This is a genomic window from Kitasatospora sp. NPDC058184 (genome assembly GCF_042883725.1).
In the GTDB taxonomy this organism is placed as follows: domain Bacteria; phylum Actinomycetota; class Actinomycetes; order Streptomycetales; family Streptomycetaceae; genus Kitasatospora.
Genome location: NZ_JBHVVE010000017.1, coordinates 17,791 through 34,091, shown reverse-complemented (window position 1 = coordinate 34,091; position 16,301 = coordinate 17,791). Strand labels below are relative to the sequence as shown.

Below are 16,301 nucleotides of genomic sequence, written 5' to 3'. Positions count from 1 at the left end.
GGCGGGCGCTCCCGCCGGGTCAGGAGGCTTCGAACGGTTCGTCGTGCCATCCCCGCCTCGCGCCGTGAGCGGGGCCCGGCGGCCGGCCGGAGCGGTGCACCCAGCCGGCGACACCGACCCGCGAGGAGCACTGCAACCGCCGCATCGCCTCGCGGAGGTGGTTGACCACGGTCCACTCCGAGATGCCCAGGCGACGTGCGATCTGGTGGTTGCTCAGTCCGTCGGCCACCAGCAGCGAGACCTGGAACTGGCGGTTCGTCAACTTCCGCTTCGACGGTGTCCCGGTGGAGTCCGACTCGCCGAGGGAGCGGAGCAGGTCCGGGAGCGAGGTGGCCGCGCCGGCCGCCAGTGCGTGGGTGAACTCGTCCTCGGTGAGCCGGCGGCGGATGCCGGGGAGCAGCCGGGCGGTGGCCAGGTCGGGATCCGCGGGGTCGCCGGGAATGCCGGCCCGCCCCGGGTAGAAACTGCCCAGCAGTCGGGCGGCGTCGGTCGCCCGGGCCGGTGCGGGGCGCAGCGGACTCGCGGCCAGGCCGACCAGCGCGCCGAGCGTGGCGACGGCGCCGAGCGGGCGCAGCCGGGCCAGCCCCTCGACGCAGCGGGCGCGGGACGCGGACGGATCGCCGTCGGCGGCGGCGAGCAGACCCAGGTGGAGCAGGGCCGCGCCGGCCAGCAGCGCGTCCCCCCGGTGCCGCGCGGCGGTCAGCACCCGGTCCGCCAGCGCGCTGCCGGGGCCGGTTCGACCGAGCCGAAGCTCGGCCAGGGCGGCCTCCAACTCGACGCGCAGGGCCGCCGGTTCGTCGTCGGCTTCGCGGAGGAGCCCTGCCGCCCGAGTGAGTGCGGCGAGGGCTCGGGAAGGGTCACGGTCGCACCCGGTCAGGCCCCGCAGTCGCAGGAGACGGGCCGCCGTGGAGGGGGCATCGGGTTCGGTCCGACATCGGTCCGACGCGTCCGCGGCCGCCTCGGCTTCGCCCAGCAGGGCGGTAGCCGACTCGTCGTCGCCGTCGAGCAGCCGGGCTTCGGCGCGGATCAGCGCCAGCCGGACGCGTGCCCGTTCACCCGTGGCGCTGGTGGAGCCGGGCAGCGCGGTGTCCCGGTCGGTCCAGGCCGGGCCGAGGCCGACGACGCGGGCGTGGGCGAGCAGCCGCTCCATCAGGTCGAGGGCCTCGGCAGTGGACCCGTGGTCGGTCAGGGTGTCGACCGCCGATCGGAGGTTGGCCTCCTCGACGCGCAGGGCGAGCAGGGCTGTCGGCTGGTCACCGGCGGCCAGCCGACGGCCGGCCCCGGCCGCGAGCCGGGCGTAGTAGCGCGCGTGGCGGAGCATGAGGACGGTGTGCCTGCCGTCGGCGGGCCGGGCCTCGGGCAGGCCGTCGAACGGCACGTGAAGTCGCGTTTCGGCCGCACCGTCCAGTCGGCCGGACGGCCGGTCCTCGAGCGTCAGCGACTGCCGGCCGAGCAGGGCTTCGAGCGCCGCCGGGAAGGCGCTCGGCGTGATCCCGGATACCGCCCGGAGCGCCTCGGGTCCGAATCCGCCGGCGAACAGCGGCGCGCAGGACATCAGCCGCGTCTCGTCGGCGCCGAGCGGGCCGCTCCGCCCCGCCGGTCGCCTCGCCGCTCGTCCCGGCGCCCCGTCCGCCGGCCGGCCCGCCGGCGGCACGCGCGGCCCGGGGCAGGGGGCCACCGGCCGGTTCGGATCGGCCTCCACCCCGCCGTCGGCCGGAAGCCCCCCTCCTGCGGGGGCGCTTCCTGCGGCTCCGTCTCCTCCCGCCCCGCCGAGTGCGGCCAGCACGGCGCCGATGCCCTCCAGTGCCGCCATCCGGGCCGCGACCACCAGCGCACCCGGCAGGCCGCGGAGTTCCACGCAGATCCGGCCTACGGCCTGCTGGTTCCGGGCGGTCACCGTGAAGCACGGGCTCCAGGCCCGCCGGGCGGCCGTGAAGACCTGTACCGAGGGGATGCGGCAGAAGGCGTCCAGGTCGATCGGTGACCAGTCCACCGGAACGGCCAGTGGGTCCACCCGGTACGCCACGTCGGCGCCGGTGGTTGGCAGGCGGCCGGTCGCGAGCAGCTTCGCCCCGGTCGAGGCGCACCGGGCCAGCAGTGCCGGGTACTCGTCCGGCTCGACCTGATCGACAGTCAGCAACGAAGCCGGGCGGGGAGTTCCGGCGGATGGGCCCGCCGCTCGGTACTGCTCGGCGACCGCGGACGCCAGCCGGGTCTTGCCGCTGCCCGGAAGGCCGTGCAGCAGCACGCCCGGCACGGTGGGGTCGGCGAGCAGCCGCAGCAGCTCGGCCGTCTCACGTGCCCGCCCGAACAGCTCGCCCGCGACGGCCCGGTGGTCCGCGGGCTCCGGCTGGGGGACGGTGGACTCGAACAAGGTGGTCATGGACGGCTCCAGAGCTGGCTCCACTTACGCGGCGCCCGTGCGCCGGCGGGATCGTCCGTACTGATGCTGGGTGTCGGCCGCTGCCGGCGGTATCCTAGAGTTCTGGGATACCGCCGGGGTATCGCGGACCGCGGTGGTGTCCGCCGGGCGTTCGAGGGCGAGCGGTACGGGACTCCGTGGTGTCGTCTCCGCCGGGGCCGGCGGTGGCCGTCGTGCGGGCCGTCGCGCGGCGGCGGTCGGGGACGGCGAGGGTGCCGGACTCGCTGACGCGGTCGTGCTTCGCCATCGTCCGGCAGGTCCGGTTCCGCCGGGAAACGCTGCACAAACGACGCGGATGGGCTATCGGTGCTGAACCGCTGCACCGTGGCCGCGTGACCTCGCTCATCCGAACCCGTTCCGGCCTGGATCCCCGCGGCAGGCAAGTGCCGACCGCCGCGGACCCGGGTCGTCTCCTGGACCTGCCGGCGCCCGGCGACGAAGGCGCGTCCGAGGTGCTCCACCGCGCGGTTGCCGCACCCGTGTACGGAGTCGCCTGCCGCCGGCGGCCTCCGGTGGTCCGGTCCGTGCCGGTGTTCCATCCAGGGCGGGTGGACCTGTGCGCCGTCGACCGGGAGGCTGTGCGCGTGACCATCGCCCGACAGCTTCCCGCCCGGGAGCGTCCCGCTCCCGCGAGCCCGCCCGCCCAGACGCCCGAGCGCGAGGCGTCGAGGTGCGCGGGCATCTCCACTCCGGGGTGGGCCGAGCCGCACACGGCCCGGTCGGGCCGGAGCCCGCAGCCGGTCATCGCCGCCGTGGCGGTGTGCCGCGCGGGGCTCGCCGCGGGGAGGACCGCGGGATGGTGACCCCATCGGCCGGCCGAGACCCCGGCCGGCGCATCGGAGTGCGATCCGGAGACCCGGACCCGGCACCCGAGCCGGTGGACGATGCCGGGCTTCCGACCGGCCGGGTGGCCCAGCGGCTGGGTGTGTCACCCACGACGGTCCGCTCCTGGGAACGCCGCTACGGCATCGGCCCGGCCCGTCGGGAGGCCGGACACCACCGCCGCTGGAGCCCCCGGGACATCGCCGTCCTGGAGTCGATGTGCCGGCTGACGGCACGCGGGGTGCCTCCGGGCGAGGCGGCGAGGGCGGCCCTGGCCGAGCGCGACGTCTCCGTACCCGAGGACAGCCCGCGACGCGCTCTCCCCGAGCCGCGAACGGACTCGCGGGGCGGCGGCCGGCTCGGGCACGGTCCGGGCGGAAGCCGTGCCCCGCAGGTCGGAACCGTGCGCCCCGAATGCCGGGGCCTGACCAGGGCGGCGGTGCGACTGGACGGGCCGGAGGTCGCCCGGATCCTGAGGGAGGCGGTGGACGCGCTCGGGGTGGTCGACGCGTGGACGGGGGTCATGATGCCCGCGCTGCGCGCCGCGGGCCGCAAGTGGGCGGCGGACGGCGAGCAGTACGTCGAGGTCGAGCACCTGCTGTCCTGGCACGTCTCCAGCGCTCTCCGGGGCGTGGCCGTCGGCGGGCCCGCCGCCCGCCGGGTGAGGCCCGTCCTCCTGACGGCGACGCCCCTCGAACTGCACACCCTCGCCATCGAGGCGACGGCCGCGGCGCTCGCGGAGCGCGGGGTCCCCTTTCGCATACTGGGCGCGGTCGTCCCGCCCCGGGCCCTGCTCGACGCCGTCCACCGGATCGGGCCGTCGGCCGTGATGATCTGGTCCCAGGACCAGCACACCGCGGACCGCGAGCTGGTGCGCAGGGTCGGCGACAGGGTGTGGGGCCCGCGCGGGGCCCGCGGCGGAGCCCTGGTCGTGGCCGCCGGTCCCGGTTGGGTCCGCGACCGGCCCCCGGCCGGCGCGGCCCGCCCTCGCACCCTCGCGGACGCCGTCGACCTCCTGGAGCAGGCCGTCACGGCCTGAAGCCCCACCACCGGCACACCGTCCCGTCGCCCGTCCCGGGCCTGCTCGGCGCGCAACGGCCCGGCCCGGCGCGCTACGGCCCCGCCCGGCCGGGTCCGCGGCCCGCACCGGCGGGTTCGCGCCCCTGCCACGCGCCGACACCCGACAACCCCGACCGCACTCCCTGCGAGGCACCGCCCGTGACCGTCTCCATCGCCCTGTTCACCCAGGACCTGCGGCTGCACGACAACCCGGTCCTGCACGCCGCCCACACCGCGGCCGACCAGGTCGTGCCGCTGTTCGTCCTCGATCCCGCCGTCGAGGCCGCCGGCTTCGCCGCCCCCAACCGGCTGGCATTCCTGTCCGACTGCCTCGCCGACCTGGACGCCTCGCTGCGCCGGGCCGGCTCCCGGCTGACCGTGCGCCGGGGCGCGACCGCCGAGCAGACCGCCAGGGTGGCCGCCGAGGCCGGCGCCGGGACGGTCCACGTCGCCGCGGGCGTCACCGCCTTCGCCCACCGTCGCGAGGCACGGCTGCGCGCCGTGCTCGGCATCCGCCTGCACGTCCACGACGCCTCCGTGACCGTCCTGCCACCCGGGCGTGTCGCGCCGGCCGGCCGCGACCACTACGCGGTCTTCACCCCGTACCACCGCGCCTGGCGGCAGGCCCCCCACCGCAGCGTCCTGGCCGCGCCCCGGGTGATCCGCACGCCGGACGGCATCGGCAGCGAGAACCTCGTGTTCAGGGGCCCGCTCTCGCCTTCCCTGCCGCACGGTGGCGAGAGAGCGGGCCGGGAACTCCGGCGTCGCTGGGACGTCGACGCGTACGCCGACGTCCATGACGATCTGGCGGCCGACGGCACCTCCCGGCTCTCCCCGTACCTGCACTTCGGCTGCCTGTCGGCCACCGAGCTCACGGCAGGCGCGCTCCAGCGCGGCGGGCCCGGAGCGGAGGCCTTCGTCCGGCAGCTCGCCTGGCGCGACTTCCACCACCAGGTGCTCGCCGCCCGCCCCGACGCCGCACACCGCGACTACCGCGCCCGGGACGACCGCTGGCACCACGACGAGCACGAGGCCGAGGCCTGGCGGCAGGGCCGCACCGGCTACCCGATCATCGACGCCGGCATGCGCCAGCTCGCCGAAGAGGGCTGGATGCACAACCGCGCCCGCCTGCTGACGGCAAGCTTCCTCACCAAGTCGCTCTACCTCGACTGGCGGATCGGAGCCGCCCACTTCCTCTCCCTGCTCGTCGACGGCGACATCGCCGTCAACCAGCTCAACTGGCAGTGGGTCGCGGGCACCGGCACCGACACCCGCCCCAACCGGGTGCTCAACCCGCTGCGCCAGGCCGACCGCTACGACCCCACGGGCGACTACGTACGCCGATGGGTGCCCGAACTGGCCCACCTGCCAGGGCCGTCCATCCACCGCCCCTGGCTCCTCGACGGAGACTACCCGCCCCCGATCGTCGCGCCCGAGGACCTCACGGCCCGGTTCCAGCACGGCCGGCCGGTCCTCCGCGCGGGCGAACGCCAGGACCGGCCGCCGGGCCCGCCGGTCCACCCGGTCGCGGGCTCCGGAAGCAAGGCGGGATCCTGGTCCCGTCGGTCCGGGCACCGGCCGGACCCGACACCCTTGACGTCGGACGAGGAGCCGAGATGAACGCCTTGCGCCCCGACTCGAAGCGCTGCCTGGTGACCGGCGCGAGCGGCTACATCGGCGGCCGTCTGGTGCCCGAACTGCTCGCGCGCGGGCACTCCGTGCGTTGCCTGGTGCGCGACCCCGACCGGCTGCGGGACCAGCCGTGGCGGGCCGACGTCGACGTCGTCCCCGGCGACGTGACCCGGCCCGAAACCCTCACGGCGGCCCTCGACGGCGTCGACGCCGCCTACTACCTCGTGCACTCCCTCGGCACCGGACCCTCCTTCGAGACCACCGACCGGGAAGCCGCGCGAGCCTTCGGGGCCGCCGCCGCGGCCGCCGGCGTCACCCGGATCGTCTACCTCGGCGGCCTCGTGCCCACCGCGGTGCCGGAAGCGGACCTGTCACCCCACCTGAGGTCCCGCGCCGAGGTCGGACGCATCCTGCGCTCCAGCGGCGTCCCGACCGCCGAGCTGCGCGCCGCCGTGATCATCGGCTCCGGCAGCGCCTCCTTCGAAATGCTCCGCTACCTCACCGAACGCCTGCCCGCGATGGTCACCCCTCGCTGGGTGTCGACCCGTATCCAGCCCATCGCCGTCCGCGACGTCCTGGGCTACCTCGCCGCCGCCGCCGACTTGCCACCCGAGGTGAACCGCACCTTCGACATCGGCGGCCCCGACGTCCTCGACTACCAGCAGATGATGCGGCGATACGCGCGCGCGGCCGGACTGCGCCGCCGCCTGATCGTCCCCGTGCCCGTCCTCACCCCCCGCCTCTCCAGCCACTGGGTCGGCCTGGTGACCCCGGTGCCGAACTCCATCGCCCGCCCCCTGGTCGAGTCCCTGCGCCACGAGGTCGTCTGCGGCGAGCACGACATCGCCGGGTGGATTCCGGACCCGCCGAACGGGCTGACCGGCTTCGACCGGGCCGTCACGCTCGCCCTGCGCCGCATCAAGGACGCCGACGTCGCCACCCGCTGGTCCTCCGCCTCCCTGCCCGGCGCCCCGAGCGACCCCCTGCCCACGGACCCCGACTGGGCGGGCGGCAGCCTCTACCAGGACATCCGGGAACGCACCGTCACCGCGTCGGTCGCCGCCGTCTGGCGGGTCATCGAAGGCATCGGTGGTGACAACGGTTGGTACTCCTTCCCCCTCGCCTGGGCCCTGCGCGGTTGGCTCGACCGCGCGGTCGGCGGCGTCGGACTGCGCCGGGGCCGCCGTGACCCGGCCCGGTTGCGGGTCGGGGACTCCCTCGACTTCTGGCGGGTGGAGGAGATCGAACCCGGTCGGCTGCTCCGGCTGAGGGCCGAGATGCGCCTGCCCGGGCTTGCCTGGCTCGAACTCTCCGTCACACCCGACGGCGAGCGCGGGGCGCGCTACCGGCAACGGGCCCTGTTCCACCCGCACGGCCTGGCCGGACACGCCTACTGGTGGGCCATCGCCCCGTTCCACAGCGCCGTCTTCGGAGGCATGGCCCGCAACATCACGGAACGCGCCCTCCACGCCGATTGAACGGCTCTCCACCAGCCCGCGACCAGCCGCACGGCGGTCGAACCGGCCGGACGCCGGGACGCTGTAGGGGCGGCGGGCGTCGGACGGGCGTCACATCCGGCGGACGCGCAGGACGCTGGTCAGCATCGGGAGAGTGAACTCGCCGTGGCCGGTCTCCGGGTGGGCGGCGAGGTAGGTGCGGGTCGCCTCCAGGAGGGCGTCGCGTTCCTGCTCGGGCATGACCAGGACGCCGGCCTTGGTGGCGAGGGTCGCGGCGAGGGAGTCGGCGGTGCGCCGCTGGCCGTGGGGGAACTCCGCCTGTTCCGGTGAGTCGAACCAGGCGTCGGCGCCGCCCGACGCGGGCAGGTGCATCCGGGCCGTCTCGGTGCGCCAGCTGCCGGGCACGTCGCGCGGGCCGATGGCGGCGGGGCCGGTGACCCTGGCGAGGCCGGCCACCCAGTCGACGCCGTCGTCGAAGACGTTCCACAGGCCGGCCAGGACGCCGCCGGGCGCGAGGACCCTGGCGATCTCGGGGCCTGCGGCGGCCATGTCGAACCAGTGCATGGCGTTGCCGGACACCACGGCGTCGACCGACCCGTCCGGCAGCGGGATCGCCTCGGCGCTCCCCTCCAGTGAGCGGACGTCCGGCAGTGTGCCGCGCAGTTCGGCCAGCATCGCCGGGTCGGGTTCGACAGCGACGACCTGGTGGCCCAGTGCGACCAGCGTGGCGGTGAGCTTGCCCGTTCCGGCGCCGAGGTCGAGCACCCGTGGGCCGGGCGCGGCTTCGAGCGCCCAGTGCACCGCGGCGTGCGCGTAGTCCGGGCGGTGCTCGGCGTAGGCGACCGCTGCCCGGCCGAACGACGAGCTGTGCAGCCGTCGTTCGTCCTGCGCCGGCACCTGTCCGGTGGGCGCGTGGCCGCGGGTGGCATCCCGGTGGTGCTCCGTGCTGTGGTCGGTCCCCGTCATCGTGGCTCCTCGTGGTCGGCGGGCTGTGCCGAGTGCACAGCGCGCGGGCGTCCGCCCGGGGTCGACCGGCCCCGGGGACGCGAGCTAGCGGATCGATAGCTCGGGAGGGTAGGCGCTGCCGACTTGCGGGACAAGGGACGAGGGACAAGGCTCACGTCCGCTGACCGGGGATCAGAACGGACGTACGGTCCGGTGATCGCTACCCTGGCGCGGTGACGATCGAGCTGCGCGTGCTGTCCACGGTCTCCTGCCGGGGTGAGGAGGTCACCGCGCCCGGGCTGCGGGGGCTGCTCGCCCTGTTGGCCGGGGAGGTGCGGGCCGGGTGCGGCCGGGGGCGGCTGGTGGACGGGCTGTGGCCGGAGGGCCGGCCCGAACGGCCGGAGAAGGCGCTGCAGGTGCTGGTGTCGCGGGCCCGGGCGAAGTTCGGGGCGGAGCTGATCGTCAGCACGCCGACCGGGTACCGGCTGGGGCTCGGGGAGGAACGGGTGGACGCCTCGGCGGTGCTGCTGCACGCCGCCGCCTGCGCCGAGAAGGCCCGGGCCGGGGACCACGCCGGGGCGCTCGCCGAGGCCGAGGCGGGGCTGGAGCTCTGGGAGGGGGACACCGCGCCCGCGGAGCCCGAGGGGACGGACCCGGTGTCCGCGCTGCGCGCCGAACGGGCCCGTACCCACCGGGTGTTGCGGCGGGCCCGGGCGCTCGCGCTGGCGCGCACCGGGCGGCACGCGGCGGCCGTCGAAGCGCTCGCCGAGGAGGCCGCCGGGCAGCCGCGGGACGAGGATGTGCTGCTGGAGCTGCTGCGCTGCGAGGCCGGGACGGCCGGGGCGGCGGCCGCGCTCGGCCGGTACGACCGCTACCGCCGCGGCCTGCGGGATGCCCTGGGAGCCGACCCTGGGCCCGAACTGCGCTTGCTGCACCAGGAGTTGCTGCACGGTGCGGCGGCTCCGGTGCGGCGCGGGGTGCCGCACGAGCCGAACCCGCTGGTCGGCCGGGAGGCCGATCTCGCCGCCGTGGCGGAACTGCTGGGCGCCGCCCGGGTGGTGTCGGTGGTCGGCCCCGGCGGGCTCGGCAAGACCCGGGTCGTCGCCGCCGTGGCGCGCGGGGCGGCGCAGCGGGTGGTGCACCTGGTGCCGCTGGCCGGAGTGGCGGCCGACCAGGACGTGGCCGGGGCGGTGGCCGCCGCCCTCGGCGCCGGCGACCGGGCGGGGATCGCCGGTGTGCTCGCCGCCGGGCCGGTGCTGCTGGTACTGGACAACTGCGAGCAGGTGGTGCGCGGTGTCGCCGACCTGGTGCACGCGCTGGTGGCCGCCCGCCCTGACCTGCGGGTGCTCACCAGCAGCCGCACCCCGCTCGGGATCTCCGCCGAATCGGTGTACCTGCTCCCGGAGTTGGACCGGGCGTCCGCCGTCGAGCTGTTCACCCAGCGGGCTCGGGCGGCCCGCCCGGACGTCGAGCTGCCGGCCGGCCCGGTCGCCGCGCTGTGCGCCCGGCTGGACGGGCTCCCGCTGGCCCTGGAGCTGGCGGCGGCCCGGGTACGGGTGCTGGCGGTGCCCGAGATCGCCGACCGGCTGGCCGACCGCTTCGCCCTGCTGCGCGGCGGGCCCCGGGACGCGCCGCAGCGCCACCGCACCCTGCAAGCCGTGGTCGACTGGAGCTGGAACCTGCTGGACCCGCCGGGCCGGGCCGCCCTGCGCGCGCTCTCCGTCTTCCCCGGTGGCTTCACCGCCCGCGCCGCCGGGCGACTGCTCGACGACCCCGACGTCCTGACCGTCCTGGAGGACCTGGTCGACCAGTCGCTGCTGCGCCTGGCCGACACCCCGAGTGGGGGACGGTTCCGGATGCTGGAGACGGTCCGCGAGTTCGGCGCGGCCGAGCGGACGAAGGCGGCGGAGGACGAGGCCGTCACCGCCCGGTTCCTGCTCTGGGCACGGGAGTTCGGCATCGACCACCACGACGGCCCGTTCGGCCCGGCGGCCGTACCGGAGTGGCGGCTGGTCCGCGCCGAGCAGGACAACCTGGTCCGGGCGCTGCGGCTGGCCCTCGCCGCCGGGGACGGGCCCGCCGTCGCCGCGATCGCCGCCGTCCTCGCCGGGCTGTGGACCACCGAGGGCAACTACGTCCGGCTGCTCGCCCTCGCCGAGGACACCGGCGGCCCGGTCTCCCGGCTGCGGCCCGGGCCCGAACTGCTGGAGCCGGTGCGCACCCTCTCCGCCCTGAGTACCGTCAACACCCTGCTCGCCGCAGGCGGCGGGCTCGGCACCGGCACCGGTGCGCTGCGGCTGCTCGCCGCCCTGCGGCGGCTGCCCCCGGCCGCGCCGGACACCCCGGTGCGGGCCATCGCCACCGTGATGGCGGCCGTCCCCGAGGTGCTCGGCCCGAACGGCGGAGCGGACGGCGACCCGGATGGCGGGCTGTTGGCGGCCCTGTGCGCCGCCCCCGAACCGCTGCTCGCCGGTGTGGCCGAGGCGGTGGCCGGCTACCGCTGGGAGGCCGTGCAGGAGATGGAGCGGGCGACCGCCTCGGCGCGGCGGACGCTGGCGGCCTTCGAGACGCTGCCGGTGCCCTGGCTGCGGGTGCTGGCGCTCGCCCGGCTCGGCGAGCTGCATCTACAGGGGGAGCGGGGCGCCGAGGCCCTGCCGCTGCTCGGCGCGGCGATGGCGGAGCTGGACCGGCTCGGCGACTGGAACGACATGCTGGGCCTGCGCTGGGGCATGGTGATCGGCAGCTTGCAGGCCAGGGACCCGGACGGCGCCGAGCACTGGCTGGAGCTGGCGGTGCGGCACCAGCCCGCGGAGGCCGCTGAGCTGCCCGCCCCCGAGCTGGGCGTGCGGGCCGAACTGGCCCTCGCCCGGGGCGAGGTGGATGCCGGTCTGGCGCTGTGGCGGCGCTCCGCCGAGCTGCTCGCCCGCGCTGCGGAGCCGCCCGCCGAGCCGTCCTGGGCGCTGGAGCCGATGGCGGCCTGCGTGGCCGCGCACGCCCGGTACGGCGAGTCGGAGCGGGTGGCCGCCCTGGCGGCTTCCCTCCCGGGGCGGCTGGTCGAACTGCTGGTCCGGCCGGCCGCGTTGGTGGAGGGCCCGCTCGCGGGGGCGCTGCTGCTCGCGCTCGGCCTGGTGGCGCTGGACCGGGGCGGCCGTGAGGGCGATCCCGAGCGGACCCGGACGGGCGTACGGCTGGTCGTGCTGGCCGAGCGGTTCCGCTGCCTGCGCACCTTCCAGCCGACCATGGGCTCGGCGGCGGCCCGGGCGGACGCGGAGCGGGCCGACCCGGCGGAGTACCGCCGGGCGGTGGCCGCGTACGCGGCGCCTGACCGGTCCACCCTGGCGGCCGAGGCGCGCCGGCTGGTGGGCGGCTGAGCGCAGAACCCAGAACGGGCCCCGGCATGCCGCCGCCCGCTCAGAGCCGCACCGGCAGCCGCAGCAGGTGGAAGCCGTCGGCCGGCCAGCGGCCGAACTCCAGCCCGTCCCGCGCGACCCCGAGCGCCGCCTCCGGCCGCCGGATCAGCACCTGGTCCAGCACCACCGAGGTGACCAGCCGGCCGAGGGCCGCGCCCAGGCAGTAGTGCGCGCCGTGGCCGAACGCCAGGTGGCCGTCGCCGCGCCCGAACTCCCGGGCGATGTCGAGGCGTTCGGGCGCCTCGCCGTACTCCCGCGGGTCGTGGTCGGCGGCCAGCAGGGCGACGGTGACCGGGTCGCCGGTGCGCAGCGCCGTCCCGGCGAAGGTGAAGTCCTCGGCGGCGTACAGGGTGGCGCCGACCCGCACCAGGGTGATGTACCGCAGCAGTTCGGGCACCGCCCGTTCCAGCAGCTGCGGCTCGGCGCGCAGCCGGGCCAGCTGGTCGGGGTGGTCGAACAGGGCGAGCAGGCCGTGGGCGAGGAACAGCGCGGGCGGGGTGATGCCGGTGTTGATCAGCAGGAAGACGGCCGCGACCAGGTCGTCCTCGTCCAGCGGCTGCTCGCCCTCGCGGGTGTCGTGGGCCAGGGTGGAGATGAGGTCCCCGGTGGGTTCGGCGCGGCGGCGCGCGATCAGCTCCTTGACGTGGTCGACGATGCCGACCAGGCCCTCGACCGTGCGGCTGCCGTCGCCGTACGCGAAGTCGCGGATCCAGCCGCAGACCCGGGGCCGGTCGGCCTCCTCGACGCCGACCAGCTCGCAGATCACCTGCGTGGTCAGCGGGTAGGCGAACTCGCCCAGCAGGTCGGCCGGTTCGTCCCGGGCGGCGAGGCCGGCCAGCAGCTCGGCGGCGGTGCGCTCGACGAAGCCGCGCAGGGCGGCGATCCGGCGGGCGGTGAAGGCGCGGGTCAGGGGCGCGCGGCGGCGGGCGTGCTCCTCGCCGTCGAACAGCGCCAGGTGGCCGGAGAGGTAGCCGGCGTACTCGGCGGGGAAGCTGTCGAAGGCGGCGGCCAGCAGCTCGTCCTGCGGGTCGGATCCGGCGTCGGCCGGAGCGGCGAGCCCCGCCCGGTCCCGGACCAGCCGGGGCTCGGTGAGCGCGGCCTTCACGTCGGCGTAGCGGGTGACCAGCCGGACCGGGGTGTCCAGGCCGGGCAGGACGACCCGGGGCAGCCCGGTCTGCTCGCGGAAGCGGGCGTAGGCGCCGACGGGGTTCTCGACGTCCTCGGGGGTGAGCCGGACGGGGGTGGTGGTCATGGCGGGTCTCTCCTTCGTCACACGGCTGTGCGGCTTTCGATGCCCCGGAGCTTGCCGGGGCCCGCCTTCAGTGCGGTTTCACCGTGGTTTCAGTCGTCCGGGCGGTGGCGCGGACGGTGTAATTGAACGCGTTCAGAAGCTTGGGCTAGGCTGGGCTCCCAGGAACCGGGGGCAGGAGGGGGAAGCCATGAAGGTCGTCATTCCCGGCGGATCGGGGGCACTCGGGGCGCTGCTCGACCGGAGCCTGACCGCCGCCGGACACCAGGTCGTGGTGCTGAGCCGCAGGCCCGCCGGGCCCCGGCAGGTCGGCTGGGACGGACGGACCCTCGGCGCCTGGGCGGCCGAGGTCGACGGGGCCGACGTCGTGCTCAACCTCGCCGGGCGCAGCGTCAACTGCCGCTCCACCGAGGCGAACCGGCAGGAGATGATGGACTCGCGGGTGCGGTCGACCCGGGTCGTCGGCGAGGCCGTCGCGGCCGCCCGCCGCCCGCCCGCGCACTGGCTCCAGATGAGCACCGCCACCGTCTACGCCCACCGCCACGACGCCCCCAACGGCGAGCTGGACGGCCTGATCGGCGGCAGCGAGCCCGACGCCCCGGCCGCCTGGCGGCACAGCATCGACGTCGCCCAGGCCTGGGAGCGTGCCCAGGCGGAGGCCGACACCCCGCACACCCGCCGGGTCGCCCTGCGTACCGCCGCCGTCCTCGGCCCCGAGCGCGGCGGATCCCTCGACGCGCTCTCCTGGCTGGCCCGGCTCGGCGCCGGCGGCCCCGTCGCGGGCGGCGCCCAGTACGTCTCCTGGATCCACGAGCGCGACTTCGCCCGCGCCGTCGAGTTCCTGATCGCCCGCGAGGACCTCACCGGCCCGGTCAACCTCGCCGCCCCGAACCCGCTGCCGCAACGCGCGTTCATGCGCGAGCTGCGCACCGCCTGGGGCATGCCGCTGGCCCTGCCCGCCACCCGCTGGATGGCCGAACTGGGCGCCTTCGCGCTGCGCTCCGACACCGAACTGCTGCTGAAGAGCCGCCGCGTCGTCCCGACCCGGCTGCTCGACGCGGGCTTCACCTTCGACCACCCGAGCTGGCCCGAGGCCGCCCGCGACCTCGTCCGGCGGCTGCGCGGGCGGTAGCGCTGTCCGGAGCGTGGTGGGCCGGGTTCGTCACGGGGCCGTCACAGCTGCCCGCCGGTGCTTGCCCGGGCCCGGCCGCTGCCGGGAGCGTGGAGCCCACACGCAGGGGACACCAGGGGGCGGGATGCGGACGGTACGGCTGTCGTACATGCGGCGGCGGGTGGACATCATCGGCGTCGGCTGCCTGCTGGCCCTGGTGACGGTGATCGTGCTGGGGGAGTCCGGTCTGGCCGACCCGGGGACGGCCGTGCTCGTCGGCGCCGTGGTCGCCGGCGCGGTGGCCGTCGGAGTGCCGCACACCTTCTGGCTGCGGGAGGAGGCGGACGGCCTCACCGTGGTCCGGCTGCTGGTACCGCGCCGCTACGCCTGGTCGGAGATCCGCGGCCTGGCCATGGAGTTCGACGAGGAGGAGGAGACCAGCGTCCACCGGGTCACCCTCCGGCTGCGCCTGGTGGACCCGCCTGGCCGGTTCTGGGGCCCGCTGCTCGGCCGGTTCGACGTCACCGACGACGACCGGCCGCGCGGCCTCGAACCGCGCGCCCTGGCCGAGCTGTTCGCCCTCTTCGGCCGGCACGGGCTGCCCGTCGACCGGCCGGAGTTCGCCGACGACGTGCTCCACACCCGCGGGCTGCCGCCGACGCCGCCCCCGGCGGTGCGGAGCGTGCCGGCCGGGCCGGTGCCCGCGGCGGCGGAGGCGTACGCGGCCGCCCCGGGCGTCGCGGAGGAGGAGGCGTACCTGGCGGCCGGCCGGAGCACCGCCAAGAGCCCGCCCCGCAAGCGGCGTGCCCACCTGCTGCGCGCCGCCGCCCAGGCCGACCGGATCGCGCTGGCGGGCGGTGACGCGGACCGCGAGCAGGTGGTGTGGGCGCGGATCTCGGCCGGCTACCTGTGCGAGCACGACGGCGTCACCGCCGCCACCGACGACGACGCGCGCTCGTACGTCCGCCAGCAGTACCTGGACTGGCGCCGGGCCTCCGCCGACCCGCGGCGCGGCCGCCGCGACGGGGGCTGACCCGGGGGCCCGGCGCCGGTCACCGGCGTCGGTCACCGGGCGTCGGGTGCGCCCTACGGCAGCCGGGCGTGCTCGGCGCGGCTCTCGGCGATCCGCCGCGCGGCGAGGTCGCGGGCCCGGGCGCGGTCGTTGCCGGTGAGCCGGGCGAGGATCGCGGCGAGCGGCCTGACCTTGCCGAAGCCGCCCCAGTGGCCCTCGGGGATCTCGGTGGGGAACACCCAGATCCGGCCGGGGTCGCGCGGCCAGGCGCCGTCCTCGGCGTCCAGGATCGCCTCGGTGACGTCGGCGATGACGCCCGCGCGCTTGCGGGCGTCGAGCTGGCCCTCGGGCACCGACGGGACGACCTTGTAGCGCGGCGCGTCCGCGAGCTCGCCGCCGACGTAGACGGCGGCGGGCCGGTGGAGGAAGAGCCAGGACACCGAGCGGGTGACCGGGTCGGCGGGGTCGAAGCCCTCGTGGTGGATCAGGATCTCGGTGATGCGGTTGAGCAGGGCCGCTTCCGCCTCGGGGCGCAGGGCGCCGTCGGGGATGTGGACGTCGAGCATCGGCATGGCCGTCGCCTCCTGGATTTACTTTCTCAACTCAGGTGGCCCGGAGCCTAGCCCGGGCTGAGTGCGGATTGTCAACCCAGGTGGGTCGGACGGGCTAGGATCGATCCATGGCGGAGCAGCGGCGGCGGATCGACCCGGTGAACTGTTCGATGGGGCGCGCCCTCGCGGCGGTCGGCGAACGCTGGTCGCTGCTGATCGTGCGGGAGGCGCTGGACGGCGTCGGCCGCTTCGGGGAGTTCCGCACCCGGCTCGGCATCGCCAGCAACCTGCTGTCTACCCGACTCGACGGCCTCGTCGCCGCGGGCGTGCTGCGCCGCGTGCCGTACCAGGAGCCCGGCGACCGGCAGCGCTTCGAGTACCACCTCACCGAGAAGGGCAGGGACCTGCGGCCCACCGTGATCGCCCTGCTGGAGTGGGGCGACAAGTACCTCGCCGACGAGGAGGGCCCGTCGGTCGTCGTCCGGCACGGCGGCGGCGAGGAGCACGGCTGCGACGAACCGGTCACCCTCGTGCTGGAATGCGCGGGCGGCCACACCCACCTGCCCCCGGACTCCGTCTACCGCAGCCCGGGCCCGGGCGCCCGCTTCCTGCCGTCCTGAGCGGCCGGGCC

At 76.4% G+C, this 16,301-nt stretch carries 11 protein-coding genes; 7 read left to right on the top strand and 4 right to left on the bottom strand.

Annotated features, from left to right (window positions below):
* Nucleotides 1-19: 19 nt before the first annotated feature.
* A complete protein-coding gene (locus tag ACFVXH_RS28415) occupies nucleotides 20-2,383 on the bottom strand; it encodes a LuxR C-terminal-related transcriptional regulator (RefSeq protein WP_074002989.1) in 2,364 nt (787 codons plus the stop codon).
* Nucleotides 2,384-3,218: 835 nt separating this feature from the next.
* Between ACFVXH_RS28415 and ACFVXH_RS28410 the strand changes: the two genes are divergently transcribed.
* The 3 genes from ACFVXH_RS28410 to ACFVXH_RS28400 all read left to right on the top strand — a co-directional run bounded on the left by ACFVXH_RS28410 (nucleotide 3,219) and on the right by ACFVXH_RS28400 (nucleotide 7,413).
* Nucleotides 3,219-4,283, top strand: a complete 1,065-nt coding sequence (locus ACFVXH_RS28410; RefSeq protein ID WP_387828454.1) for a MerR family transcriptional regulator — start codon at nucleotides 3,219-3,221, stop codon at nucleotides 4,281-4,283.
* A 179-nt stretch (nucleotides 4,284-4,462) separates the two neighbouring features.
* On the top strand, nucleotides 4,463-5,923 hold the full coding sequence (locus tag ACFVXH_RS28405) for a cryptochrome/photolyase family protein (RefSeq protein WP_387828451.1): 1,461 nt from the start codon (nucleotides 4,463-4,465) through the stop codon (nucleotides 5,921-5,923).
* Entirely contained in the window at nucleotides 5,920-7,413 is a 1,494-nt protein-coding gene (locus tag ACFVXH_RS28400) for an SDR family oxidoreductase (RefSeq protein WP_387828448.1), read from the top strand. The genes ACFVXH_RS28405 and ACFVXH_RS28400 overlap by 4 nt, the downstream gene beginning before the upstream one ends.
* 90 nt (nucleotides 7,414-7,503) lie before the next feature.
* On the opposite strand, the gene ACFVXH_RS28395 is transcribed toward ACFVXH_RS28400, so the two are convergent.
* A complete protein-coding gene (locus ACFVXH_RS28395; RefSeq protein WP_387828445.1) occupies nucleotides 7,504-8,358 on the bottom strand; it encodes a class I SAM-dependent methyltransferase in 855 nt (284 codons plus the stop codon).
* 212 nt (nucleotides 8,359-8,570) lie between these two features.
* Here ACFVXH_RS28395 and ACFVXH_RS28390 point away from each other — a divergent pair, with 212 nt between their 5' ends.
* A complete protein-coding gene (locus ACFVXH_RS28390) occupies nucleotides 8,571-11,708 on the top strand; it encodes an ATP-binding protein (RefSeq protein WP_387828442.1) in 3,138 nt (1,045 codons plus the stop codon).
* 40 nt (nucleotides 11,709-11,748) lie between these two features.
* Here the strand turns inward: ACFVXH_RS28390 and ACFVXH_RS28385 are convergent, their stop codons facing one another.
* Nucleotides 11,749-12,999, bottom strand: a complete 1,251-nt coding sequence (locus tag ACFVXH_RS28385; protein WP_387828439.1) for a cytochrome P450 — start codon at nucleotides 12,997-12,999, stop codon at nucleotides 11,749-11,751.
* 187 nt (nucleotides 13,000-13,186) lie between these two features.
* Between ACFVXH_RS28385 and ACFVXH_RS28380 the strand changes: the two genes are divergently transcribed.
* A complete protein-coding gene (locus ACFVXH_RS28380; RefSeq protein WP_387828437.1) occupies nucleotides 13,187-14,128 on the top strand; it encodes a TIGR01777 family oxidoreductase in 942 nt (313 codons plus the stop codon).
* Nucleotides 14,129-14,252: 124 nt separating this feature from the next.
* Entirely contained in the window at nucleotides 14,253-15,140 is an 888-nt protein-coding gene (locus ACFVXH_RS28375; RefSeq protein WP_387828434.1) for a hypothetical protein, read from the top strand.
* Nucleotides 15,141-15,193: 53 nt separating this feature from the next.
* Here ACFVXH_RS28375 and ACFVXH_RS28370 read toward each other — a convergent pair whose 3' ends face one another.
* A complete protein-coding gene (locus ACFVXH_RS28370) occupies nucleotides 15,194-15,691 on the bottom strand; it encodes a hypothetical protein (RefSeq protein ID WP_049658900.1) in 498 nt (165 codons plus the stop codon).
* A gap of 107 nt (nucleotides 15,692-15,798) precedes the next feature.
* On the opposite strand from ACFVXH_RS28370, the gene ACFVXH_RS28365 reads away from it, so the two are divergent.
* Entirely contained in the window at nucleotides 15,799-16,290 is a 492-nt protein-coding gene (locus ACFVXH_RS28365; RefSeq protein ID WP_387828431.1) for a winged helix-turn-helix transcriptional regulator, read from the top strand.
* Nucleotides 16,291-16,301 lie beyond the last annotated feature (11 nt).

Coding starts and splice junctions, on each gene's coding strand:
- ACFVXH_RS28385 (WP_387828439.1), bottom strand. CDS start 12,999: ATGACCACCACCCCCGTCCGGCTCACCCCCGAGGACGTCGAGAACCCC.
- ACFVXH_RS28395 (WP_387828445.1), bottom strand. CDS start 8,358: ATGACGGGGACCGACCACAGCACGGAGCACCACCGGGATGCCACCCGC.
- ACFVXH_RS28410 (WP_387828454.1), top strand. CDS start 3,219: ATGGTGACCCCATCGGCCGGCCGAGACCCCGGCCGGCGCATCGGAGTG.
- ACFVXH_RS28370 (WP_049658900.1), bottom strand. CDS start 15,691: ATGCCGATGCTCGACGTCCACATCCCCGACGGCGCCCTGCGCCCCGAG.
- ACFVXH_RS28415 (WP_074002989.1), bottom strand. CDS start 2,383: ATGACCACCTTGTTCGAGTCCACCGTCCCCCAGCCGGAGCCCGCGGAC.
- ACFVXH_RS28380 (WP_387828437.1), top strand. CDS start 13,187: ATGAAGGTCGTCATTCCCGGCGGATCGGGGGCACTCGGGGCGCTGCTC.
- ACFVXH_RS28400 (WP_387828448.1), top strand. CDS start 5,920: ATGAACGCCTTGCGCCCCGACTCGAAGCGCTGCCTGGTGACCGGCGCG.
- ACFVXH_RS28375 (WP_387828434.1), top strand. CDS start 14,253: ATGCGGACGGTACGGCTGTCGTACATGCGGCGGCGGGTGGACATCATC.
- ACFVXH_RS28365 (WP_387828431.1), top strand. CDS start 15,799: ATGGCGGAGCAGCGGCGGCGGATCGACCCGGTGAACTGTTCGATGGGG.